Below are 25637 nucleotides of genomic sequence, written 5' to 3'. Positions count from 1 at the left end.
CCTAATTAAATATGGAGGACAAAAACTCGAAACTTAGAGAGTATGTAAGTGCTTACAGCAACCGATACTAGCAGTTCGGTGATTGACTCAGGTAGTAACATAATTTTGTTACATGAAAAAAGGCTACGCAGCCAATGCTGGTAGCCTTTTACTATCAATTACTTGACTTGGGCAACCATGTAATCAACGGCTGCTTTGACTTCATCATCAGACAGTGCCGGGTTGCCGCCTTTAGCGGGCATCACGCCTTTACCCTTGAGGCTGGATTCGTAAAGTGCATCCATACCGGTTGCAATGCGCGGTTCCCATGCGGCTTTATCGCCCAGTTTCGGTGAGCCAGCAACGCCCGCGTCATGGCAGCTCATGCACAGACCTTTGTAAACTTTTTCACCGTCGATTTTAGCCGCATCCGCAGCAGGGGCATCGGTCGCCGCGTCTGCTTTAGGGGCTTCCGCCGCTGCTTCGGGTTTAGCAGCATCCGCTGCTTTTTCTTCGGCAAATGCCGGGGCAGTGGCTTGAGCGAGTGCGATCAGGGCAATACCCAACAGGCTTAATGCTTTCATATCTATTTCTCCTAGCGATTATGGTTTGTCGTGTTAAAACGGTTTGATTTTACGGGTTTTTTAAAGGGGGGCAATGTGTTCCACAGATTGTTGGGTTTTTTTGCTTTAAATTGACAGAACAAAGCCCATATTAGCGCTATTGAAATCATTGTCTTTGAGGAAAAAACATGAGTAACCCAATGAATATTGTTTGCCCCGCGTGCAGCGTCACCAATCGCATTCCGGCAGAACGGCTGGGCGAACACGCCAAGTGTGGCAAGTGTGGCAGCGATTTGTTTACTGGACACCCAACCGAGCTAAGCGCTGAGAATTTTGCCAAACACATCAGCCGTAATGATATTCCGGTTCTCGTTGATTTTTGGGCGCCTTGGTGCGGCCCTTGCCGTCAGATGGCTCCGGCCTTTGCACAAACAGCGGCACAACTCGAACCCAAGGTGCGTTTTGCGAAACTGAATACCGAAGATCACCAAATGGTGGGGGCGCATTACAATATTCGCAGCATTCCGACCATGGTTTTGTTTAAGGGCGGACAAGAAATTGCACGTCAATCCGGCGCAATGGGGGCGGCAGATATTGAGCGTTGGGTGCGTAGCCAGCTTTAAACAGGTGAAAGCAGCATGATCTTAAGCCAAACAGTGGCGGCATGGGGAAACCCCGATTTTCCAGCCGTGTTCAGCGCGGAAGTGCAAGGCTTAGGCGCGAATGCCTTGCCCTTGCAAGCAGGTTTAACACACAGCAGCCAAGTCAGCGGTGACACCTTCAGTGTGATGGTTTTGGAGAGCAGTGCTACTGCGACTCACCTGCAAATTCGCGCGGGGATTTTCTACGCCGGGGTCATTGTCGGCAGTTGTTGTGCCGACGACCCCACGCCCTTGTGCGAACAGCCCGAATATTGCGAGCTGCTGTTTACGCTTGAGCGCAGCACTGCTGCCGCCAGCTTGACATTATTAGGGTAAAGTCGGCTCAGCGTGTTTAAACTTACCGCTGAGCTTTCTAAACCCTACCAAAATATCGTCAATAAATGTAAACACCACCGGAATCACCAGCAAACTCAGCACCGTTGACGCCAGCAAGCCGCCGATAACCACAATCGCCATCGGTTGGCGGAAGCTGGGGTCAGCCGCCAATCCCAACGCGGTTGGCATCATCCCCGCACTCATTGCAATCGTGGTCATCACAATCGGGCGGGCGCGTTTGTGGCAGGCATCCAGCAATGCATCCACGCGGTTTTTCTGATCACGTTCCCGCGCCATCACCGCATAATCCACCAGCAAAATCGAGTTTTTGGTCACAATCCCCATCAGCATCAGCAAACCAATCACCGCAGGCATCGAGAAACTACTGCCCGTCAGCAACAACGCCAACAGCGCCCCACCGACTGACAACGGCAATGCCGCCAGAATCGTAATCGGTTGCAAAAAGTCGTGAAACAGCAGCACCAACACAATGTAAATCAACAATACCCCGATCAACATGGCGCCACCGAATCCGCCGAAGAGTTCCGCCATGCGCTCCGCATCCCCCGAACTTTGCCGAATCACACCGGGGGGCAGGGTTGCCAAACTCGGCAACTTATCCACCATGGTGGTCACTTGCCCGACGGGTAAACCGTTCAATTCCACATCAATACTGACATTGCGCATCCGATCGAAACGATCCAAACGCGCCGGGCCGCTACCCAATTGCACATCCGCCACCGCTGCCAATGGCACAGCGCCATTGCGCCCCGGAATCCGCAATTGGCGAATCGTATCGAGGTCGTTGCGCACGCTTTCATCAAATTGCACCCGAATCGGGATTTGCCGCTGCGGTAAATTGAGCTTGGGCAAGCGGGTGGAGAAATCCCCGCTGGTGGCCACGCGCACCACTTGCCCCAAGGCTTCGGTGCTGACGCCCAATTCGGCCGCCCGTGCGTAGTTGGGGGTAATGTGGATTTCAGGGCGTTGCAGGCTTGCGCCCGATACCACATTGCCAATGCCTTGCAAGGTGCGTAAATCGCGTTCCGCGCGTTGCGCCGCTGTCAGCAATAGCTTGCCGTCATCACTGGCTAACACCACTTGCATTTTGTCGCCTGAGCCGCCCGAACCCACGGTGTAACGCACACCGGGTAACGGTTTCAGGGTTTGGCGAATCTCAGCTTCGACAGCGGTTTGTGAACGCGAACGCTCTTCGCGGGTAGTGAGGCTCACCGTCAGCGTGGCTTTGCGTACATCCGCACCGCCGCCTTCGGAAATCGGGCCACTGCTCACGCCACTGGCTGCCCCCACAAGCGTGAAGACTTGTTTTACATCGGCTAAGGGTTGCAGCAAACGCCGCGCTTGTTCGGCGATGGCGTAGGATTCCTCCAGCGTACTGCCCGGTTGCATTTCCAACGTTACCGAGGTCAGCGCGGTATCCGCCGGTGGCACAAAGCCTTTCGGCAATAAGGGTACGATTTGCAGGGATGCCACGAAAATCGCAATCGCCGCCACCAAGGTGATAAAGCGGTGTTTTAAACACCAGCCCGCCGCTGTCATGTAATGGCGCATAAACCAGCCATCGCGCTCTGGCTGCTTGGCTTTTTCGGTCGGATGCGGTTTTAGGAAATACGCCGCCATCATCGGCGTGAGCAAACGCGCCACCGCCAGCGAGAAAAACACCGACACCGCTGCGGTAATCCCAAACGATTCAAAAAACTTACCCGGCACACCGCCCATAAATGCCGTCGGCAAAAACACCGCAATCAGCGTAAAGGTGGTCGCAATGACTGCCAGCCCGATTTCATCAGCGGCTTCAATGGCGGCTTGTTTGGGCGTTTTGCCCATGCGCAAATGGCGCTCAATGTTTTCCACTTCCACAATCGCGTCATCGACCAAGACCCCAACCACCAAGGCAAGCGCGAGCAAGGTGAGGATATTCAGTGAGAACCCAAAGTAATGCATCGCCGCAAACGTGGGAATAATCGCCAACGGCAAGGCGGCGGCGGATACCAAGGTGGCACGTATATCCCGCAAAAACAGCAAGACCACCAAAATGGCTAAGGCGGCACCTTCGTACAATAAATGCATTGAGCCGGTGTAGTTGGCTTGAATGCGCTCAATGGTGTCGTAAGCTTCACCCATTTGCACTTGCGGGTAAGCGCTGGAGAGTTGGGCAACCGCCGCTCGCACGCCTTCCACCACGTCGATTTCACTCGCGCCGCGTACCCGCGTGACTTGGAAACCGACCACCGATTTGCCATCCAGCAAGGCATGGGTGGAACGTTCCGCCACGGTATCACGGATGGTGGCAAGCTGATCCAAACGCACATGCCGCCCGTTTGACAGCGGAATTTCGATAGCACCGAGTTCGGCAGCAGTACCGACCCGTCCTAAAGTGCGCACCGATTGGATACCGCCGCCCACGTCACCGCGTCCACCGGGCGCATCTTGTTGCATTTGCCCCAATCGGTTGGAAATATCAGCAGCCGTAACCCCCAAACCTGCCATGAGCGCCGGGTTTAGGTCGATGCGCACTTCGCGGTTAACGCCGCCGACCCGTGACACTTTGCCGACACCTTTGACCGCCATTAACTCGCGGGTAATCTCATTGTCGACAAACCACGACAGCGCTTCTTCGTCCATGTTGGGTGCGGCAACGGTGAATGTTACCAGCGGGCTACCAGAAGTGGTCACTTTTGAAACCACCGGGTCATTCATTTGTGACGGCAAGTTAGCGCGGATGGTGTCGATGGCATTGCGCACTTCATTGAGTGCGATTTCGGTATCTTTGTCGATGTCGAATTCGGCGGCAATGCTGGCGGAGCTGTCGGTCAAGGTGGTGCGTAAATGCTTAACGCCGTTAATGGTGGCAAGCTGGTTTTCGATCTTGCGGGCGACTTCGCTTTCGAGCTGTTCGGGGTCAGCGCCTTCGAGCGAGGCATTCACAATAATGGTGGGTAATTCAATATCGGGGAAGTTTTGAATACCCAGCGCCTGAAACCCTTTGATGCCCAAAAAGCTCAGCAACGCAAACAGCAATACCGCTGGAACGGGGTTGCGGATCGACCAAGCGGAAACGTTCATGGTTTATCCCCAGTGCTGCTGACGGGTTTGTCGACGATTTGCACGGTATCGCCGTCATTCAGGAAGCCGCCGCCAGTCATCACCACGCGGGCGCTGGCGTTGATGCCGTCGCGAATTTCGGTTTGACCTTGTGCGGTTCTGCCAATTTTCACGAGGCGTTGTTGCACGCGGTTGTCGTCGCTGACTTCAAATACGTAATGATTGCCATCGCGCAAGATCACGGCGGCTTGGGGTAACGTCATGGCTTTGGTTGCCCCGGTGAGGATTTCACCTTCAGCAAACATCCCGGTTTTGGCAGGGCTACCATTGGGCAGGCTGATGTATACCGTGGCGTTGCGGGTGTTGGGGTCGAGCGTGGGGGCAACCAGACGCACCGTGCCGGTAACGCTTTCGCCGTTGGGAAGGGTAAGGCGAGCGGCTTGCCCGCTTTGAATGGTGCTGGCATCGCGCCCGGAGACTTCTGCCCGCCATTCGAGTTTGTGTTGGCGCACCATGCGGAATAATTCGGTGCCGGTTTGCACGACTGCGCCGAGCGTGGCAGTGCGGGTGGTGATAATGCCATCATCCGGTGCAAGGATGCGGGTTTGCGCGAGGCGGATTTGTTGGGCGTCGAGTGCGGCTTGCGCAATGGCTTCACCGGTTAGGTATTGGTCAATTTGTTGCGCGGGGATGGCACCGCTGCTTTTCAAACGACGGGCGCGGTCAGCATTCGCACGGGCTTCGGCGAGGCTGGCTTGTTTTTGGGCGACATCGGCTTGCACGGCGGCTTGCGATAATTTCACCAATTCTTCGCCTTTTTTGACTTCATCGCCGACATCAGCCAGCACGTCAGTGATGCGCAAGCCGCTGATTTCGGATGCAATAATGGCTTCTTGCCAAGGGCTGATCGCGCCGTTAGCCATAATGGTCGTGCCCCAGTCTTGCGCCATTGGGCTGGTGACGCTGACGGCGAGTGCGGCATTGGCAGCGGGCGCAGGCTTGGCATCTTCGGCGGCTATGGATGGCAAGGGTGACAGCATCACGCTGCTTGCCAGCAACAACGCAGAAATTAAACGGGGTGTGCGTAACGTGTTCTTCATATTAATGACTGCCGGTCAATTGATTGAAGTGAATCTTAAATGACCGACAGTCAGTTGTCGAGATGGAATTAATCGGATGCGTGTTTTGTGCTAACATAGAGAGCATAGCATCATCGGGAAATTGATCATGACGACCCTTGCGACACCCCAGAAAGAAACTGATCAAAAGTTTAAAGATACTGATCAACAAATCAAGGAAATGTCCCAAGCTACCGACATCAAAATCAAGGAAGTCTCCGTGCGGATTAGTAAGCTGGGCGGATGTTTAGCTGACTTTATCAAGTATGAATTGCGTCCTGCTGCGGTGCGGCTGTTCCGCGAACGTGGGATTGATGTGCATGAAGTCCACCAGAACATCATCGCCAAACGGGATGGCGAGTCACTAGAACTGGACTTGCTGGTGGTCAACGATACCGACACGGTGGCGGTAGAATGCAAAAGCAACCTCAGCATTGATGATGTGAACGAGCATCTGGAACGCTTGGGTAAACTGAAACGGCTGTTACCACGTTATGCGGATTCGTGCGTGTATGCAGCGGTGGCGGGGATGGTGATTCCGTCCCACGTCGCGGCTTATGCCATCCGCAAAGGGCTGTTTGTGATCGGGCAGAATGGGGATGACCTTAGCCTGCTCAATGATGTGTCATTTAGTCCGATTTGCTGGTGATTAGTGTTTTTACCAAGGCTCACTGACATCCCCATCCGCAAACTTACTGGTGGCTACGGGCGTGGTTTGTGCTAAAGGTTCATTCAGGCTGGATTGATGACAGGCAGTAGCGGGGTATTGAGCCTTCAGGTTATCTAGCCGTGCATGGAAATCAGGTAATCCATCCAATGCGACCAAACGGTTATGCTGTGACTCACCCTGATGGCTGTTGTAGATAGCGGTGAAACGTTCGAGATTGAGCATGGCATCATTATCACGTCCCATCAACGCCCGACACCCTATTGCACTGGCATGACGTAAGCCAATCCGCAGGTGGAACTGGTCTTTCACGTCGCCTTCCAGCTCGACATTTTGGAACGATTGCGTGCTAAGGATCATGTGTACCCCCGCCGCTGCGCCTTTTTTCGCGATGTTGCTAAGGATGCGCTTCACCTCGCTTTTTTGTTGATAGTCACGCCCTTCAAATAAACTTTGTACTTCATCCACCACTAATAAACAGCGGGGTAACGGTTGCGCGGACACGTTGTTATAGTCCGCTAGACGCGCTACCCGTTCAGTACGGAATTGGGCGTAGCGAGTGCTGATCTGTTGTTCAAATTGTGCCAAACACTGCAACGCAGCCGGAAAATCCGCCTCAGTCGGGGCGTAAAGCGCAGCAACATGCCCCAAATCGGCATACTCCCAGAAACTTACCCCATCCTTGAAATCCATTAAGGTCAGTTGCAAGTGTTGTGGGGAATAGGCTTCGCAAGCATTGAGAATCAAATTGTTCAGCAAGGTGGTTTTGCCTGTACGGGTCGCACCACCAATCAATGCGTGATACGCATCGGACTTTTCCCCCATGCTGAAATACGCCGGATTCGCTCCCGCCAGCCCAATGCGGCTGTGCAGGAAATCGCTTTCGCCGTTGTTATCTTGCGCTTGCTGAGTCGCTGCCAACAAGTTACCCGCCCATGATTTGCTCAGTTGCCCAACACCCACTTGCAAGCCGAAACGCTGTAGTAACCGCCACAATTCGCTGGGAATATTCAGCGGTTGCACTTGCCCACGCATATCCAACCCCACGGATTGCGGATATACCGTCTGCCAAAAACTTTGCAGGGCTTTACGCCGCGCATCTGGTAGCTGTAAGTCGGTTTGCTCCTGCGTATTGTGCAACAGCAACGGAATAATGCCGACCGCTGCCCCTTGGCGGCACAGGGTTTCCAATTGCTGCAAGGGTTGAGGTTCGGCTATGGCATTGCCCAACCCATTGAGTAGCAGGTAAAGGATAGGTTCGGCACGAGCGGCATTCGCATTGTAGGTGAGGATGTCCGCCGCGCCCGCTTGCGCCAATAACGCAAAACGGCGGTGTACCAATTCCTCCAAATCCGTCAGGCGTTTCAGGCAATCTTTGGCAGTGAAAAGCTGTTCACCCCAACGCTGTTCCGAAGCGGCGAACAGGCGTTTAAGTTGGGTGAAATGCGGGCTGGGAATTGCTTCAAACAGTGCCACCCGTGCGTGATCCAAGCCGTATTGCTGCAACAATTGCAACGCCACACCTTCACCGACCTCCGCCGCTAATGGCAAGGAAGCTGCATCGTAAGCCAATAACCACGGGCTGCGGTTTTCATACGGCACAAGCGCGGGGTGCTGTAATTGCCCCAACGAACCGATACGCAATTGCGGCATTAATGCGACTCCAAATAGCTGATTTCACGCTCGACTGTGGGAATATCGCTGGCACTGATGTGGTCAACTAGCCGTGCAATCATCGCTTGGGTTTGCGCTAACTCATTCTCAACGTAACGGGCGTAGGTTTCATCCATCATGCCCGCGCCGTGCAGTTCGTCCACCTTCCGCTGGTAATTGGCTGCAACACCCAGTAAACGCTCCTGAAAATCGCCCAAATACTGTTTTAGGTTTTGTAACAATTCAACCTGATGGGAAAACGATGTCGCTGACATGGAAGAACCTCCGTTTAAAGTAGAATACGTTGCTGCTTTCACTTGCTCCTGCAAGTTGGCTAACGCTGCCGAAGTCGTAGCCTGTACGTCCTCTGTTGCAGGTTTATTTTCCAGTGGGCGTTGCGGGGTGATTTCCACGCTTCTTTCACTGTGACCGCTCCCTTGTGTATCGTTCATACTCGCCCCCGTTGTTGTTGTCTGAATAACCCGAACCGAATCCCGCACACCGTCTTTATACCCATCGAAAAACTCCGCATCCCGCGCCTCAAACCCCGGAAAATACGCACTCACGTTTAACAACCGCTTAAATGCCTGCATCGCCAAACGGTTATTGCCACCATCTTCCCGCGCTTGCTGATAACCCTCAGCATAATCTTTGCCCATATTCCGTTCCACATCAGAGGACAGTGCAATAGTCATTGTATTAAAAGTCGAAAACCGACATCGTTACTTCGATAAGTCTGTGAGCGCGAACGACGATGAGCAGATCGGCAATAGAGACCCTTGTTATACCAAGAACCACCGCGTATAACGCGGTCAGTACTTTTGGCATCTCCTTGTGGATCAACAGACGACTCAGTAGGGTAGCGACCATAACGATCTTGACACCATTCCCACACATTACCATGCATCTGGTACAGTCCCCATTTATTAGGAGGCAATTCCTTAACAGGTATCGTTTTATTTCTAAATACTCCTGCTTTACCTTCATACGGCCAACTACCATCGTAATTAATCTGCTGTGGATCACTGCTTGTACCAAAATAGAAAGCTGTTTTTATGCTTGCACGACAGGCATATTCCCATTCCGACTCTGTTGGTAAACGCACACCACCAGTTAATAGATAACTTTTAAATCGCTCTAAAAAGATATGAATATCATCCCAACTCACACGCTCAACTGGATGCTCCAGACTGATCTGAAAACGTGCGGGATTACTACCCATCACTGCTACCCACAAATCCTGTGTGCAAGCAGTATCTGCCAGCCAAAATCCTTGCGTAAGCGTTACACGATGTTGCTCTTCATCGTTGAAACGACTGGTTTCTGACTTTGGTGATCCCATCAGGAAACTTCCCGGATCAATCCAGCGGAAACGCTGATGCACTCCGTTGATAACCAAATCACCGTAACGACCCCATTGGTCTTGCCCCATTGTATTTGCCCAGCTTTTTTCCTGCTTTGGAATAGCTTTATCCTTTACAAAGGATCGATCAATATCATCGCATAAGTCACTGAATTGATTACTAAAGCGTTCCACAAACTGCAACCCCATTTCCTGTTGCAAACGTTGTAAAAACTCTCGCATTTTGGGCACATCACGCTGTAACCGAGCTAAACCCTGAATTTTAAATTGCAAGTTGGCAGCTTCCCCCAATATGGTACGCAAACGATCATCAAGCTTATGAAAAGCGATACCATCAGTATTATGGAAAGCATTCAGTTCTTCGCGCAGTTTGGGGAAGTAGTTCAACACGCCCGTAAATTCGAGGCTGAGGGTGCGGAGTTTGGCGAGTTCTTGTTCGCGCTCGATGCGTTGCAGTTCGCTAAGGTAATCGGCGGGATTGTTGGTGAGGTTGTCAGTCATGAGAAGCCCTGTGATGGAAAATTAGCAAGGCTTTATATAGCAGAATATGGGCAGAGAAAACAGGGGTTATGCCAAAGAATGAAATTCTCTCACCTCCTACAACAACGCAACATTAATGGAGTTCATGCAATTCCTCGCGTATCTCATCCGCTGTTAGCTGAAAAGGTGAAACCTTCGCCAACGACAATGCAGTGATGAAATCAGCCCGGCTGATTCCGGCAATTTCCGCCGCGTTTTCCTGCGACACTCGCCGTAATTCATACCACTTGATGGCAGCGGCAAGGCGCATCTCTTGCACAAAGCCTGCGGGGTCAAGGTGCAGCACAGGCAAGACGGAATCCGGTATTTGAATAGTGATCGCAGTCATAGAGCGCGTTCTCTAGTAATTGAGGTACTCTGACTATAGGCGCAAGCAAGGCAGGCATCAAGCCCGCCCCGCGTATCATGAACCAGAGAGCAAGCCATTTTCCTCCGCATACTGCCTGACAGTCAGTACCCGAATATTTTTATAGGGATTCAGCACCAGCAAATCGTTATCGCTGGACACGATCATATCCGCTTCAACCGATAAGGCGAGCGATAAAAACATATTGTCGTTTTCATCCCGGCACTCCGTCGCGGTATGCGTGGGTTCAACAAGCTGAGCGATTGCACGGTATTCAGCAAAGAAATCTTCTCTCCGGCTCGCCTCTTTCCCGATGAAATAGCGGTCAAATTTCTTTCTGGCAACAACTGCTTGAAGCTCGGCGATAGTTTCCAACGAAATGAACAATGTATGCGCTTGTTTGGCTTGGGCAAAGACCAAAGCAGGCAAGGATTTGGCATTGATGACCGCCCCAATCAGGGAACTGGTATCAAAAATGAGTTTCTTTGTTGTGCGGGTCATGTGTGGCTTTGGTTAATGACGATTGGCTTGTATAGCTTCCAACGCCCGTTTTTCAGCACGGTGTTGTTTGACTTCAATATTTGCCATCGCAAGCAATTCGTCATCGGTCATCGCCTCAAGGTCAGGGTGTACCGCGTGTTGCACAGCATCATCCAGCCACTGCTCAACCGATGCGCTCCTGTTTACCTTGCGCCCTGTTTCGGCTTCGATTTTTTGAATGATTTTTTCACGCTCTGCCCACTCTTCAAGCTCATCCAAAATGGTAAGCGCATCCGTGACCGATTCGCCCTTGCCAATGGCAAACGGGACTTTCTTGGTAATAGCCACAAAGCGCAGTAAGTCAGCGAAAAGCTGGGCAGGATTTACCCCTCGATCACGAAACACCGAAAAAGCCGCCGCTTTCTCTGCGGCTGACAATTCAGCCAACGGACTGGGATTTACAGTAGTCATGTGAATACCCTAAAAATTAGATGTAACTTCATTGTAGGATGCACGCAGCAAAAAGCAATACGAGCGCCCGACAGTTACTCAATCCTACTCCCTTCACCCCTTGCGGGGGAAGGGTCGGGGATGGGGGGATTCTTCTTACTCCCGCCGCAAATCCAACGTATACGGATAATCCGCATTCACCTCTTCCGGCGGCGGACTCATCGGCTGCGGTTTCGCGCCATGCTCATAGAACGCCCGCGTGGCTTCCGACAAGAACTTCGGCTCAATCACACCCGGTGTATGCTCCTCACGGAAACGCGAGAAGCGCCGACTTTCCGCCTCATACGCATTCACCGGGAAGATCTCGGAATTGCGCCCGCCCGGATGCGACACATGGTAAGTGCAACCACCCACCGAACGCCCATTCCAGGTATCAATAATGTCAAACACCAACGGCGCATGAATCCCAATCGTCGGATGCAACGCGGAAGGCGGCTGCCAAGCGCGGAAGCGCACCCCCGCCACATATTCACCCTTCACGCCCGTAGCCTTCATCGGCACACGCCGCCCATTACACGCCACCACGTAGCGCGAATCGGTCAAGCCATTGATTTTCACCTGCACCCGTTCCAGCGACGAATCCACAAACCGCGCCGTGCCTTGGCTACTCAATTCCTCGCCCAACACATTCCACGGCTCTAACGCCGCCCGCAATTCCAGCTCAATGCCGCAATATTGCACGCGCCCATACACCGGGAAACGGAACTCGTGGAACGGTGCGAGCCACTCCAACTGGAACGGATACCCCGCCGCCTGCAAGTCCGCACACACGTCCTTCATGTCTTCCCACACGTAATGCGGCAACATGAAACGGTCGTGCAAGGCTGTACCCCAACGTACCAAGCGATGCGCATACGGCGTATTCCAGAAACGCACCATCAGGGTACGAATCAGCAACATCTGTACCAACGACATCCGCGCATGAGGCGGCATTTCAAAGCCACGGAATTCCAGCAAGCCTTGGCGACCACTGAAAGAATCCGGCGAATACAGCTTGTCGATGCAGAACTCCGCCCGATGCGTATTCCCGGTAATATCAATCAGCAAGTTACGCAACAAACGGTCAACCAACCAAGGCTGGTCATTGTGTCCGCTCGGCATTTGCTGGAACGCAATTTCCAGCTCATACAAACTCTCATCCCGCGCCTCATCCACCCGTGGCGCTTGGCTGGTCGGCCCCAAGAACATGCCAGAGAACAGATAAGACAGTGCCGGATGATGCTGCCAAAACGTCAACAAACTGCGCAACACATCCGGCTGACGCAAGAACGGACTATCGCTCGGCGTAGCCGCACCCAGCGTGACGTGATTACCGCCACCCGTGCCGGTATGCCGTCCATCCAGCATGAATTTTTCCGCACCCAGCCGCGACAAACGCGCCTCTTCGTACAGCAGCTCAGTATTCTGAACCAGTTCCTGCCACGTCGTTGCCGGATGAATATTCACCTCAATAACACCCGGATCAGGCGTGACCTTGAACGATTTCAAGCGCGGATCAGACGGCGGCTCATAGCCTTCCAGCAAAATCGGCATTTTCAATTCGGCAGCAGTGGTTTCTAGTGTCGCCACCAAATCCAGATAATGCTCTAGGAAATGCAATGGTGGCAGGAACACATACAACCGCCCCTCCCGCGCCTGCACGCACAAGGTAGTACGCGGCACTTCGCGCCATTCCTTCACCATCGTCTTCAGCCGTCCACGCCAAACTATCCATCAATAATCGGGATACGTTTCCGATTATTCTCACATATTGATGGGGGAATGAAACAAAACAAAAAGGCTTCCCAGGAAGCCTTTTTGTTTTCTGGTGGGTTATGATCTATCGGAACTCGATACTTACGGGAATAATCGGGGTGCGTCCCCTATTATTCTCTTTTGACAGATATGGCAATTCAGTTCAAATAGACAACCATAGGGGGCTGTCCGTAACGGGAATTAATCGTAGCTACCTCCCCGACCTCGTTCCATGCGGTTTTACCATATCCAACATCCATAGTCCCTACAACCTTCATTTGCCCTGTCACTGTATTGAACAGGATAAGCTTTGTTGGATAATCCTTCGTTAGCAATGCATATTTGCCTGAAGGTGAGATTGATAACGGGGAGGCATCAAGCTCCCTGTCTTTGTAATGGTAATACAGCAAAGGTTCTTTTGCCGGAGAGCCTAGACTACCAGCAGGCTCTAACGTTCCTTGAAGCTGGGAATCAGGCAAAGTCTTAGGTCTTGTGCGTGCTTCTATTCTGAAACCATGCCCAAGCTCCACCCATTTTGTTACATCACGATTATATTCCTCGTCTGTAAAAGTAATGGTCGGATGAGGAGAAGTCGATTCCCGACCACCAGCCATGCTTTGATAAGTATTATCATTTTTAGCAGCAACACATCCTGCTGCTAAAAAAACTGTCAAAAGTGCCATGCTTATCGTCCGTTCCATGTGCCACATATCTCCGGTTTAAAGTTACTATTTGTGCTTCTGTCAACAGTACATGCAACTTCAACTTCAGTTAATCTCCCATTATCTGATGCCATTAATGATCCTTCTCTTCCTGGGCGCACACGATTTGTTCTCTGACCATTAACTCTAGGCCCCTCAACATATTGATCGCCCAAGCGGAGAAAATGCCCGAACTCATGCGCAGCAGTCCAACCACTAGAACGGGTATTATGTAAATGCATATTTCTTCCCCCAACACCATCAACCCAAGCAGTTGTGCTATCAGTAGCGGAAAGTCGCGTATTATCTGTTATTTCTATTGATCTATCAGACGCATTATCAGAGCTAACATTGAGCCTTACATCAAATATTCCCACTCTTCGATTCCAAGTATTTCTCATTCCATTGAGGAATAAAGTTTGCAATTGTGAAGTACTCCTATTTCCATAGAAACGGAATCGTCCATTTATATTGACAATTCTTGTTCTTGCGTCATAGCTCACAGTTAAATATTGCACTGGAGGAGTTGTCTGCCACCATTGTCCGCGCAAATCAGTTCTGGCAAGTGGATTCCCTCCCACATACCCAAAGCTATTCATTCCCCCATCCAACCCAATCGGGTCACTCTGCACATACCGTCCCGTTGCCGGGTTGTAGTCACGGTGGAAGTTGTAATGCAGCCCGGTTTCGGCATCGAAGGTTTGACCGGGGAAACGCTGGCTGTAATGGAGTGCCAAGCCATCCTTGTCGGGGTCTGCGTCGGGCAAGGTTTCACCAAATGGCTTGCTCTCCCATGCCCAGACGGTTTTGCCGCTGGCATCGGTGATGATTCGCGGGGTATCAATCTGGTCGGCATAGATACGGTAAATGTTGCCGTTCTGGATAACTGCGACGGGCGTGTTGCCGAAGTAAACTGTTTCAGTTGCTTGCTGTGCTGCGCCGTTGGCATATTCACCGATAATGCGGTCATTATCCCATGCGTACAGTGTCGTTCTCGCTGGGGTGGTTTTCTTTACCCGTTGGTTATCAGCGTTGTAGCTGTAGGCGGTTGTACCGTCCACACTGGCAAGGCGGTTCTGCGCGTTGTAGGTATAAACGTGTGTGCCATCGTTGAGCAAGTTGCCATTGGCATCTTGTGCTTGCGCTGTGTTGCCGATTTGGGTTAGGCGGTTGCTGTTGGGCTGGATATTGTAGGCAAACGTGTTGCCGTTGTCGGTTTTCGTGGTACGGTTGCCGTTGGGGTCATATTGGAAGGCTTGCGCTTCATTGGCTGCGGTGTAGCCGTCCAGTCGGTCGAGCAGGTCGTAGCTGAAATGCTTGGCATTGGCGGCATCGCCGTTGTCGTCCCAACCTGTGATGTTGCCTACAGTGTCATAACTGAGGGTGCGGGTGAAGTTGCCGAGCGGGAAAGTTTTGAGCTTGTTGTTGGCATCGTAGGTTTTCTGGTAGGTCGTGCCGTCTGCCCATTGCCAGCCTGACACCTGCCCTGCTGCGGTGTAGCGGATGTTGCTCATATACGCTTGCCCATTGAGGCTGATCCCAGTCAGTTTGTCTTGGGTGTAAGTGTAGCCAACATTTGCACCACTGGGGAGAATTTCGCTTTGCAGCTTGCCATCAGCAGTGTAGGCGTAGCGGTGGGTCAGGGTAGCGTTGCCGATGGTCTGGGTTTTCTGGGTAGTACGCCCTTCGGTGTCATAGGCGTAGGTAGTGCTGCCGCTGCCATCGGTGAGGGTGCAAAGCCTGCCAATACCATTGGTGCAATTGTCATAGTCCCAAGTGGCGATGCTGCCGTCTTGCCACGTCGTTTTGACCTTACGGTTGAGTAGGTCGTAGTCATGTGTAGCGGTGTTGCCGTTGGCATCGGTGCTGGTTTTGAGGTTGCCGCTGATGTCGTGGGCGTAGGTGGTGTTACCTCGGTCAGGGCTGATTTCGCCTGTCATGCGCTTGAAGTTGTCGTAGGTATAAGCGGTGGTTGCACCGTTGGCGGCAATAACGGTGGTGCGGTTGCCTTCGGCATCGTAGGCGTATTGGGTAATACCGCCTGCGGGGTCGGTGGTTTTGCTGAGGCGATTTTGCGCGTCATATTCGTGGATAGTCACGCGGCCTGCCGCATCGGTGACGCTGGTCTGGTTGCCTACCTTGTCGTAGCCGTAAACAGTGGTGTTGCCATCTGCGTCAGTGGATTTTTCCAGTTGGTTCAGGGCATTGTAGTCGCGGCGGCTAGTTTGGCGGGTGTTGCCTTGGGCATCGGTGAGCGTTTCGGTCAATTGGTTGCCGTTGCTATCGTAAGTGTAGGTAGTGGCAGTACCTTGCGCGTCGGTGGTACTGGCTGTGTTACCTGCGTTGTTGTAAGCGGTGGTACTGGTGCTGCCGTCGGGGTAGGTGGTTTGGGTTTGGCGACCTGCGGCATCGTAGGCGTAGACGGTGGTTTGCCCGTCGGTAGTGCTGCTGGTCAAGCGTCCGGCGATGTCGTAGACGTTGGTGGTGGTCAGCCCGTTTTCGTCTTGGGTTTTGAGGGCGCGACCAGCAGCGTCATATTCCAGTGTTTTGCTGGTGTGGTTGAGGACGTTGGTGATGCTGGTTTGGTTGCCCTGATTGTCGTAGTCGTAACTGGTGACAGCACCGTTCGGGGCGATAGTTTCCGTGGGTTGCCCTGCACTGTTGTAGGCAATGGTGCTTTCTTGGACTTCGTAGCCTGCGGCTTTGAGTTGGGCGCGGCTGCTAATGCTACGCATCGCTTGTAGCTGGGTAGTGGCACTTCTCGCGGACATCCGGCTGGCGGTGGCAACGGGGCTACCTGCTGTGGTGTTGGTCAGTTTGCCGTCATTGTCGTATTCGTACAGCGTGACGTTGCCCGCTTCGACTTGTTTGCTGGGTTTGCGGAATTGGGGATGCCATTCCGTTACCGTGGTGCGGGCTTGGGCTGTGCCTGCGGCGGTGGTGGTGGATTCGGGAAGACCACGGGCGTTCCATGTGGTCAGGGTGATTAAGCCGTTTTTGTCCACCGTTTTGATGAGGTAGCCGTTCGCGTCGTATTCGGTGGTGTCGGTTGCACCTGTGCTGTCGGTGCTGCGGGTTGCCCGTGCCAAACTTTGGATAATGCTGTGGGCGTAGGTGTCGGTGGTGTTATTGACAACATCAGTGACGCTGGTTTCTGCGCCGTTGTAGGCGAAGGCACGGGCTTGTGTGCCAGCCGCTGCTTCGGTGTGGGTAACGCGCCCTTCGGTGTCGTAGGTGTAACGGGCAACCACTGCGCCTGTTGCGTCGGTGATGCTGTCGAGCTTGCCGTCGATGTAGGTGTAGCTGTGGGTAGCGCCGTCGGGGAGCATGACTTGTGACAGTTTGCCGTCTGCGCCGTAGGCGTAAGTGGTCGTGCCTGCGGCACTTTTAGCTTCACTCAATTTACCATCGGTGTAGCTGAAAGTCAGGGTTTGTCCGAAGGGGCTGGTGACGGTTTGCAGTTGCCCTGCGCTGTTGTAGCTGAGGGTAGTGGTTTGCCCTTGTGGGTTGGTGATGCTGTCGGGCTTGCCTGCGAGGTTGTAGCTTTCTACGCTGCCATCAGGCGTGGTGACGTTCCAGCCGTTGGCGGTGGATGCCAGTTGGTAGGGTTCGCGGGTGGTGGTTGCCCATTCACCGTTTTGTTCGTAGAAGGTGATGCGGCTGCCATCGCTTCGGGTGAGGATGTGGATGGGGTAACTGCTGTTGCCGTCGCTGCCTTGTACAGGCAGACGGGCTACGGTTGTGCCGTTAAGTTTGAGTTCGCATAAGCCCGCGTTGAACACCGATTGGGCCAGGGCAATCGCATTAAAAATATCTTGTTTTACAAGACCCTAGGTTTTAGGCTTAGTAGCCCCCGGTCTGCCTGTGACGATTTTTAGCAGATAGTCCTCATCCCAGCCTGCGTTGAGGCGCTTGTTTTTCACACCGAGCTTGACGGTTTTCTCGGTTTTGACCAAGTTGAGGGCAATATGCCGGACAACCGCCATGTTGGCATCGCCGTTGCCGGAACGCATCCGTTGGTCATCTTCGCGGAAAGCATAGTCCAACACCCAGTGCAGGTTGTTCTCGATGCCCCAATGCGCCCGCACGATTTGCCCCAAACGTTCGGGGTTGGAGGCATCCATGCTGCTGATGAAGTAACGGGTTTCCTCTGTGGTTTTGTCCTTGCATTCGCGGATGGCGGTGACAGCAATGATGCTGGTGAGCTTAGCCCAATGGGGATGGTCTTTCTTTAACCACTTGATGTCTGAGGTAGCCCGCACGATACGGGTTTCAATACGCCCATGCCCGCCGTCATAACTGGTGTGCCCAATCGGTGGACAAGTGTTGGCGGATTCAAAGAACAGTTTCACATCCTGATGCAATGTGCCTTGGTTGCCCTTGAGGCTGAGCAGGTAATCTGCGTCCTTATCCACGATCTGTTGGGCAATCGCCGTTTGGCATCCCATCGCGTCCAGCGTCACCACTGCACCCGTGATATTAAGCTGCATCAATAACTTGGGGATTGCGGTAATTTCATTGGACTTGTCATCCACCCGTTGTTGACCCAGCACTAACTGGTTCTTGGTTGCCCAAGCACTGACCATGTAAATGGCGGCTTTATCGGATGCGCTATCAAGGCTGCGGCGCAGGCATTTGCCATCAATGGCAATGATCTCACCCTCACTAAGGTCACACAAGTCAGCCACCCAACGGCTAAAACATTCACTGAACTTCTGGGTGTCGATCAGTGCAAAAACCCGCCCAAACGTGTCGTGTGACGGGATGCCATGCTTCAAATCCAGTACGCGGGTGAACCACTTTTCTTTGGCCCTGCCAAACTGTTCGATAGATGCCCAGTCATCCGCGCCGCAAATCACCGCACACAGGGTGATGAAGAAAATATCGCTCAGTTTGTGCCGTTTGCGACGATCCATGCGTGGGTCAGGAATTGAGGCAAAATGCTCGACTATCGAAGCCGTTGGGCGGAGTTTCATGGGGCTACCAAAAGCCTGACAGGGAACAACCTTAAGGTGGTTTTGTCAAGAGCGTTTTAATGCGATTGCCCTACCGATTGGGCAGTTTGCAATTGCCCGTTGTAGGCAGTGCTGCTAATTTGCTGCCAACCGGATTCGCAAGCGGTTTCAGCATCGGGGTATTCGGTACTTTTTGTGCCTTGCCATTCGGTGGTGGGAATGCCGCCAGCATCGAGGCTGCTGCTGTAATTGTGCAGCCAACCGCCTAATGCGTCAGGGCTTACGCCTGCGGAGGAAAATTGGCGGGATAATGCCAATTGACTGGTATTTATGTCACTTGCAGCATACGTTATCTTTCCTGTAGAGACATCAACGCCGCTAATGGATGCGCTGTTTCCTGCCACTTCTGGCGCAAGATAGTAACGGCTGGCAACCTTGATTGCATTGGTGTCGCTTGAGTTTAAACCATTGTCATTACAGGCAGTAGTGGCGAGCGCGGTCAGTACCGCAGTTGCGAGTAGTCGGCGTGAGATCATGGTGTAGCCCCTATTGATTAGTTATTTCGATAGGCGGGCATTTTATCGACATGATAAAAAAAAAATCAATAAATATTTTTAATTATTTTTTTATTATTGAATGAACCTTTTTCCCAGACAGCAAAAAGGCTGCACTAGGCAGCCCCGCTTCGGAGTTTATACCATCGGTAAATGAAAATTCGGTTTCCCGAAAATCCACAAGTCATTAATAATTAATTGATCGTGAAAAATATCGAAACCGAGAACTCAATTGCCGATGGTATATTACCCCCGCCGCAAATCCAACGTATACGGATAATCCGCATTCACCTCTTCCGGCGGTGGACTCATCGGCTGCGGTTTCGCCCCATGCTCATAGAACGCCCGCGTGGCTTCCGACAAGAATTTAGGCTCAATCACACCCGGCGTATGTTCCTCACGGAAGCGCGAGAAGCGCCGACTTTCAGCCTCATACGCATTCACCGGGAAGATCTCGGAATTGCGCCCGCCCGGATGCGACACATGGTAAGTACACCCACCCACCGAACGCCCATTCCACGTATCAATAATGTCGAACACCAACGGCGCATGAATCCCAATGGTCGGATGCAACGCGGAAGGCGGCTGCCAAGCGCGGAACCGCACCCCAGCCACATACTCACCCTTCACACCAGTAGCCTTCATCGGCACGCGCCGCCCATTGCAGGAAACCACATAGCGTGAATCGGTCAAGCCATTGATTTTCACCTGCACCCGTTCCAGCGACGAATCCACGAAACGTGCCGTGCCCTGACTGCTCAGCTCTTCACCCAACACATTCCACGGCTCTAACGCCGCCCGCAATTCCAGCTCAATGCCGCAATATTGCACGCGCCCATACACCGGAAAACGGAACTCGTGGAACGGAGCCAACCATTCCAACTGGAACGGATAACCCGCCGCCTGCAAGTCCGCGCACACATCCTTCATGTCTTCCCACACGTAATGCGGCAACATGAAACGGTCGTGCAACGCAGTGCCCCAACGCACCAGCCGATGCGCATACGGCGTATTCCAGAAACGCACCATCAGGGTACGAATCAGCAACATCTGTACCAACGACATCCGCGCATGAGGTGGCATTTCAAAGCCACGGAATTCCAGCAAGCCTTGGCGACCACTGAAAGAATCCGGCGAATACAGCTTGTCGATGCAGAACTCCGCCCGATGCGTATTGCCCGTAATATCAATCAGCAAGTTGCGCAACAAACGGTCAACCAACCACGGCTGATCATTGTGTCCGCTCGGCATTTGCTGGAACGCGATTTCCAGCTCATACAAACTCTCATCCCGCGCCTCATCCACCCGTGGTGCTTGGCTGGTTGGCCCCAAGAACATGCCAGAGAACAGGTAAGACAGCGCTGGATGGTGCTGCCAGAACGTCAACAAACTGCGCAAGACATCCGGCTGGCGCAAGAACGGACTATCGCTCGGCGTAGCCGCACCCAGCGTGACGTGATTACCGCCGCCCGTGCCAGTATGCCGTCCATCCAACATATACAAGGTGGCTAGACGGCAAAAAGGCTTCCGAGGAAGCCTTTTTGTTTTTTGCTGGTTTACGATCTATCGAGACTTGACATCTCATAGGAAACCTTTTTCACATCAAAACAAATCGTCAATTTTTTGCTTTGGAATCAATAAAATATTCGATTCGCGTGTTCCTGAAAACATTTCACTAATTCTATGCCTCACACACAAATCTTCAGGGTTATTGATTAAATTATAAGCATAACGCTTATCTTCTGACGATGAATCTTCATAATCTACAACTATAAAATTTGTATAGTGGAAAGCATCTTTTTGCAGCGCACCATATAGTAAAGAGATAGGCATCCAGTCCGCACTAACACCACCACGATTATAATGGCAACCTCGACTCCACTCGAAAGAGTGCGATCCCAATCCAGATTGGCTTTCATCGTCAAGATCAACGTTTGTCCTAAAATCAACAGCTATGAACTTATTTTGATTGCTCACGCCCGGTGGTAGTCTGATCGGCGTATTCTGACGCAAATTTCCAACCAACTTATTTATTTCAACAATATTTATCGCAGAAACGTTTTCCAGCTCCAATTTAACAGGAGTGCCAGAAATGCAAGCTGTTAATGATAGCGTTATTATCAACAGAAAAAGGTGTTGTATTTTTTTCATTGGTAGCTAACACCAGTACCAAAACTGCTATTTGTGCAACCTGAGCTACGGCTACGATCAAGAATACTTGTTGCTGGACTGCGCCATCCCCAAGCCCCCATCATTTGCGGAAAATCTTCATGATGTAATCCACGCATTGGATAATAGCTATCAGCGACACCATTCATCGAACCACCCCACTCACTACCCGCCCACGCAACACGATCTCCTGAAGACCAAGCACCTGTTGGCTGTGCATCCAAATTCAGCCAATAATTCACAGGTACACGCCGAGTCGGATGCCACCAACCCACAGGGTCAGCGGTAATTAGCGTACTGACTGTACCGGGGTACTGCAAGGCAAATTCCGTTGCAGTATCTCCTCCCCAGCTATGCCCTACCATAACAATTTGCTCTCTTGGGCACTTAGCTTTCACCTTGTTAATATAATTCTTGATCGTACTATTTGGCGTATAGTGATGGAAATAAGCACTAGTCTTACGATCCATTCCTTTTGCAAAATTCAGCACAATCTGGGTAAGCCATGACTCTCCACCGCCGCCAATATAAATGGTAAATTGTCCTAACAGGTCAGAACCGATAAGAGTATTGAGTCCGGCGTAGCTATAGCTGTTTTCTCCTCCCCCTAACCCAATCGGGTCACTCTGCACATACCGTCCCGTTGCTGGGTTGTAGTCACGGTGAAAGTTGTAATGCAGTCCGGTTTCAGCATCAAAAGTCTGACCGGGGAAACGTTGGCTGTAGTGCAGGCTCAAGCCGTCCTTGTCGGGGTCTTCGTTGGGAGCGGTTTCACCAAACGGCTTGCTGTCCCATGCCCAGACGGTTTTGCCGCTGGCATCGGTGATGATACGTGGGGTATCAATCTGGTCGGCATAAATACGGTAAACATTACCGTTCTGGATGACTGCTACGGGCGTGTTGCCGAAGTAGACGGTTTCGGTTGACTGTGCTGCTGTGCCAGTTTGGTTAGTTTGGCTGTATTCACCGATAATCCGGTCGTTGTCCCATGCGTACAGGGTCGTTCCCGTTGGGGTGGTTTTCTTTACCCGCTGGTCGTCGGCGTTGTAGCTGTAAACCGTTGTGCCATCCACACTAGCAAGACGGTTTTGGGCGTTGTAGGTGTAGCTGTGTAAGCCATCGTTGAGCAGGTTGCCGTTCGCGTCTTGGATCTGGGTGGTACTGCCGATTTGGGTCAGGCGGTTGCTGTTGGGTTGGAGTCCGTAAGCGGTGGTATTGCCGTTGTCGATCTTGGCGGTGCGGTTGCCGTTGGAGTCATATTGGAACGCTTGCGCTTCGTTGGCGGCAGTGTAGCCGTCCAGTCGGTCGAGCAAGTCGTAGCTGAAGTGCTTGGCTTTGGCGGCATCGCCGTTGTCGTCCCAACCTGTGATGTTGCCTGTTGCGTCATAGCTGAGGGTGCGGACAGTGCCACCGAGCGGGAAGGTTTTTAGCCTGTTGTTGGCATCGTAGGTTTTCTGGTAGGTTGTGCCATCCGCCCATTGCCAGCTTGCCACCTGCCCTGCGGCGGCGTAGCGGATGTTGCTCATGTACGCTTGCCCATTGAGACTGATCCCAGTCAGTTTGTCTTGGGTGTAAGTATAGCCAACATTTGCACCACTGGGGAGAATTTCGCTTTGCAGCTTGCCATCGCTGGTGTAGGCGTAGCTATGTGCTAAGACCGCGTTGCCGATGGTTTGTTCCTTGCGGGTGGTTCTGCCTTCGGTGTCATATTGGTAAGTGGTGCTGCCGCTGCCGTCAGTGAGGGTACAGAGCCTGCCGATACCGTTGGTGCAATTGTCGTAGTCCCAAGTGGCGGTGCTGCCATCCTGCCACGTCGTTTTGACCTTGCGGTTGAGCAGGTCATAATCGTGGGTGGCTGTGTTGCCGTTGGCATCGGTGCTGGTTTTGGGGTTGCCGCTGATGTCGTAAGTGTTGGTGGTATTGCCACGGTCGGGGCTGATTTCACCTGTCATACGCTTGAAGTTGTCGTAGGCGTAGCTGGTGGTTGCACCGTTGGCGGCAATGACTGTGGTACGGTTGCCCTCTGCATCATAAGCGTATTGGGTCACGCCTCCTGCGGGATCAGTGGTTTTGACCAGACGGTTTTGTGGGTCATATTCGTTGGTAGTCACGCGCCCTTGGGCATCGGTAACAGTAGTCTGATTGCCTGCCTTGTCGTAGCCGTAAACGGTGGTGTTGCCGTCGGCGTCGGTGGATTTTTCCAGTTGGTTTAGGGCGTTGTAGTCGCGGCGGCTAGTTTGGCGGGTGTTGCCGCTGGTATCGGTGAGCGTTTCGGTCAATTGGTTGCCGTTGCTGTCGTAGGTATAGCTGGTGCTTGTACCTTGAGCGTCGGTGGTGCTGGAGGTGTTGCCTGCTGCATCATAAGCGGTGGTATTGGTGCTGCTGTCGGCATTAGTGGTTTTGGTTTGGCGACCTGCCTCGTCGTAGGCGTAGGTAGTGGTTTGCCCGTTGGTTGTGCTATTGGTCAAACGTCCGGCAACATCGTAGACGTTGGTGGTAGTCAAACCGTTTTCATCTTGGGTTTTAAGGGCGCGTCCGGCGGCATCGTATTCCAACGTTTTGCTGCTTTGGTTAAGGGCGTTGGTGACGCTGGTCTGGTTGCCTGCGGTGTCATAATCGTAAGTGGTAATAGCACTGTTCGGGGCAATAGTGGTCGTGGGTTGCCCTGCGCTGTTGTAGACAATGGTGATTTTTTGGACTTCGTAGCCTGCGGATTTGAGTTGGGCGCGGCTGCTGATGCTGCGCATCGCTTGTAGCTGGGTGGTGGCACTTCGGGCGGACATCCGGCTGGCGGTAGCTGCTGGGCTGCCTGTGGTGGTATTGGTGAGTTTGCCGTCAGTGTCGTATTCGTACAGCGTGACCATGCCTGCCGTACCCTGCTTGCTGGGCTTACGGAATTGGGGATGCCATTCCGTTACGGTGGTGCGGGCTTGCGCTGTGCCTGCTGCGGTAGTGGTCGATTCAGGCAAGCCACGGGCGTTCCATGTGGTCAGCGTGATAAGACCGTTTTTGTCCACACTTTTCACGGGGTAGCCGTTGGCATCGTATTCGGTGGTGTCGGTTGCACCCGCGCTGTCGGTGCTGCGGGTTGCCCGTGCCAAACCTTGGATGATGCTGTGGGCGTAGGTGTCGGTGGTGTTATTGGCTACGTCGGTAACGCTGGTTTCTGTGCTGTTGTAGGCAAAAGCACGGACTTGTGTGCCTGCGGCGGCTTCGGTGTGGGTAACGCGCCCTTCGTTGTCGTAGGTGTAACGGGCAATGACTGCACCCGTTGCGTCGGTGATCCTGTCGAGCTTACTGTCGGCGGTGTAGCTGTAACTCTGAGTGCCACCGTCGGGGAGGGTAACTTGTGACAGTTTGCCATCTGCACCGTATGCATAGGCGGTCGTGCCTGCGGCACTTTTGGCTTCACTCAATTTGCCGTCGGTGTAACCGAAGGTGAGGGTTTGACCGAAGGGGCTGGTGACTTTTTCCAGTTGCCCAGAGCTGTTGTAGCTGAGGGTGGTGGTTTGCCCTTGTGGGTTGGTGATGCTATCGAGTTTGCCTGCAAGGTTGTAGCTTTCCACACTGCCGTCAGGGGTGGTGACGTTCCAGCCGCTGGCGGTCGATTCCAATTGGTAAGGTTCGCGGGTGGTGGTTGCCCATTCACCGTTTTGTTCGTAGAAAGTGATGCGGCTGCCATCGCTTCGGGTGAGGATGTGGACGGGGTAGCTGCTGTTGCCGTCGCTGCCTTGCACGGGCAGGCGGGCGACGGTTGTACCGTTGAGTTGCAGTTCACATAACCCAGCGTTGAACACTGCATCAGCGGTTTGTAGTTGACCGTTGTAGGCAGTGTCGCTGATTTGCTGCCAACCGGATTCGCAGGCTGTCGCCGCATCGGGGTATTCAGTGCTTTTTGCGCCTTGCCATTCGGTGACGGGAATGCCGCCAGCATCGAGGCTACTGCTGTAGTTGTGCTGCCAACCGCCTAATGCGTCGGGGCTTACGCCTGCGGAGGAAAATTGGCGGGATAATGCCAATTGACTGGTATTTATGTCACTTGCAGCATACGTTATCTTTCCTGTAGAGACATCAACGCCGCTAATGGATGCGCTGTTTCCTGCCACTTCTGGCGCAAGATAGTAACGGCTGGCAACCTTGATTGCATTGGTGTCGCTTGAGTTTAAACCATTGTCATTACAGGCAGTAGTGGCGAGCGCGGTCAGTACCGCAGTTGCGAGTAGTCGGCGTGAGATCATGGTGTAGCCCCTATTGATTAGTTA

19 protein-coding genes and 1 pseudogene are annotated in these 25637 nt (G+C 52.8%); 3 read left to right on the top strand and 17 right to left on the bottom strand.

Going from position 1 to position 25637, the window contains the following annotated elements:
* Positions 1-158 precede the first annotated feature (158 nt).
* Positions 159-563: a c-type cytochrome gene (locus HMY34_RS02900; protein ID WP_202717817.1), complete on the bottom strand. Its 405-nt coding sequence runs from the start codon at positions 561-563 to the stop codon at positions 159-161.
* 167 nt (positions 564-730) lie between these two features.
* Here HMY34_RS02900 and trxC point away from each other — a divergent pair, with 167 nt between their 5' ends.
* Both trxC and HMY34_RS02890 read left to right on the top strand, forming a co-directional pair.
* Positions 731-1165: a thioredoxin TrxC gene (trxC, locus tag HMY34_RS02895; protein WP_202717816.1), complete on the top strand. Its 435-nt coding sequence runs from the start codon at positions 731-733 to the stop codon at positions 1163-1165.
* Between the two features lie 15 nt (positions 1166-1180).
* Positions 1181-1519 (top strand): hypothetical protein, encoded by a 339-nt coding sequence (locus tag HMY34_RS02890; RefSeq protein WP_202717815.1) that lies wholly within the window; start codon positions 1181-1183, stop codon positions 1517-1519.
* On the opposite strand, the gene HMY34_RS02885 is transcribed toward HMY34_RS02890, so the two are convergent.
* Positions 1511-4606 carry an efflux RND transporter permease subunit gene (locus tag HMY34_RS02885; protein ID WP_202717814.1) on the bottom strand — a complete coding sequence of 1032 codons (3096 nt, stop codon included), beginning with the start codon at positions 4604-4606 and terminating at the stop codon, positions 1511-1513. The two genes, HMY34_RS02890 and HMY34_RS02885, sit on opposite strands and share 9 nt — an antisense overlap.
* The gene (locus HMY34_RS02880) at positions 4603-5685 is read right to left on the bottom strand and encodes an efflux RND transporter periplasmic adaptor subunit (protein ID WP_202717813.1); all 1083 of its coding nucleotides are present in this window, start codon (positions 5683-5685) and stop codon (positions 4603-4605) included. The genes HMY34_RS02885 and HMY34_RS02880 overlap by 4 nt, the downstream gene beginning before the upstream one ends.
* A 127-nt stretch (positions 5686-5812) precedes the next feature.
* On the opposite strand from HMY34_RS02880, the gene HMY34_RS02875 reads away from it, so the two are divergent.
* Complete coding sequence (locus tag HMY34_RS02875) at positions 5813-6352, top strand: hypothetical protein (protein ID WP_202717812.1); 540 nt, start codon at positions 5813-5815, stop codon at positions 6350-6352.
* Positions 6353-6361: 9 nt separating this feature from the next.
* Here the strand turns inward: HMY34_RS02875 and HMY34_RS02870 are convergent, their stop codons facing one another.
* From HMY34_RS02870 to HMY34_RS02805, 14 genes and pseudogenes are all read right to left on the bottom strand, one after another.
* Positions 6362-8023: an FtsK/SpoIIIE domain-containing protein gene (locus HMY34_RS02870; RefSeq protein ID WP_202717811.1), complete on the bottom strand. Its 1662-nt coding sequence runs from the start codon at positions 8021-8023 to the stop codon at positions 6362-6364.
* The gene (locus tag HMY34_RS02865) at positions 8023-8718 is read right to left on the bottom strand and encodes a hypothetical protein (protein WP_202717810.1); all 696 of its coding nucleotides are present in this window, start codon (positions 8716-8718) and stop codon (positions 8023-8025) included. Before HMY34_RS02865 ends, HMY34_RS02870 begins: the two co-directional genes overlap by 1 nt.
* Complete coding sequence (locus HMY34_RS02860) at positions 8715-9887, bottom strand: formylglycine-generating enzyme family protein (protein ID WP_228287960.1); 1173 nt, start codon at positions 9885-9887, stop codon at positions 8715-8717. The genes HMY34_RS02865 and HMY34_RS02860 overlap by 4 nt, the downstream gene beginning before the upstream one ends.
* Positions 9888-9999: 112 nt before the next feature.
* Positions 10000-10254 (bottom strand): UPF0175 family protein, encoded by a 255-nt coding sequence (locus tag HMY34_RS02855; RefSeq protein ID WP_202717809.1) that lies wholly within the window; start codon positions 10252-10254, stop codon positions 10000-10002.
* Positions 10255-10329: 75 nt separating this feature from the next.
* Positions 10330-10773: a putative toxin-antitoxin system toxin component, PIN family gene (locus HMY34_RS02850; RefSeq protein ID WP_202717808.1), complete on the bottom strand. Its 444-nt coding sequence runs from the start codon at positions 10771-10773 to the stop codon at positions 10330-10332.
* A 12-nt stretch (positions 10774-10785) separates the two neighbouring features.
* Positions 10786-11223 (bottom strand): hypothetical protein, encoded by a 438-nt coding sequence (locus HMY34_RS02845; RefSeq protein WP_202717807.1) that lies wholly within the window; start codon positions 11221-11223, stop codon positions 10786-10788.
* Between the two features lie 135 nt (positions 11224-11358).
* Positions 11359-12942: a transglutaminase family protein gene (locus HMY34_RS02840; RefSeq protein WP_407701853.1), complete on the bottom strand. Its 1584-nt coding sequence runs from the start codon at positions 12940-12942 to the stop codon at positions 11359-11361.
* 212 nt (positions 12943-13154) lie between these two features.
* Complete coding sequence (locus HMY34_RS02835; RefSeq protein WP_202717806.1) at positions 13155-13697, bottom strand: hypothetical protein; 543 nt, start codon at positions 13695-13697, stop codon at positions 13155-13157.
* Positions 13682-17479 (bottom strand): RHS repeat-associated core domain-containing protein, encoded by a 3798-nt coding sequence (locus HMY34_RS02830; RefSeq protein ID WP_202717805.1) that lies wholly within the window; start codon positions 17477-17479, stop codon positions 13682-13684. Before HMY34_RS02830 ends, HMY34_RS02835 begins: the two co-directional genes overlap by 16 nt.
* Before the next feature lie 48 nt (positions 17480-17527).
* Positions 17528-18673 (bottom strand): ISAs1 family transposase, encoded by a 1146-nt coding sequence (locus HMY34_RS02825; RefSeq protein WP_202717804.1) that lies wholly within the window; start codon positions 18671-18673, stop codon positions 17528-17530.
* Positions 18674-18729: 56 nt separating this feature from the next.
* Positions 18730-19188, bottom strand: coding sequence for a hypothetical protein (locus tag HMY34_RS02820; RefSeq protein WP_202717803.1), 459 nt, complete (start codon positions 19186-19188; stop codon positions 18730-18732).
* Between the two features lie 264 nt (positions 19189-19452).
* A pseudogene (locus HMY34_RS02815) lies at positions 19453-20724 on the bottom strand (transglutaminase family protein); the annotation flags it as partial.
* 84 nt (positions 20725-20808) lie between these two features.
* Positions 20809-21357, bottom strand: coding sequence for a hypothetical protein (locus HMY34_RS02810; RefSeq protein WP_202717802.1), 549 nt, complete (start codon positions 21355-21357; stop codon positions 20809-20811).
* Positions 21354-25613, bottom strand: a complete 4260-nt coding sequence (locus tag HMY34_RS02805) for an alpha/beta fold hydrolase (RefSeq protein WP_202717801.1) — start codon at positions 25611-25613, stop codon at positions 21354-21356. Before HMY34_RS02805 ends, HMY34_RS02810 begins: the two co-directional genes overlap by 4 nt.
* Between the last annotated feature and the right edge of the window lie 24 nt (positions 25614-25637).

The organism is Thiothrix subterranea (genome assembly GCF_016772315.1).
In the GTDB taxonomy this organism is placed as follows: domain Bacteria; phylum Pseudomonadota; class Gammaproteobacteria; order Thiotrichales; family Thiotrichaceae; genus Thiothrix; species Thiothrix subterranea.
This window is presented reverse-complemented; position numbering and strand designations above follow the sequence as displayed.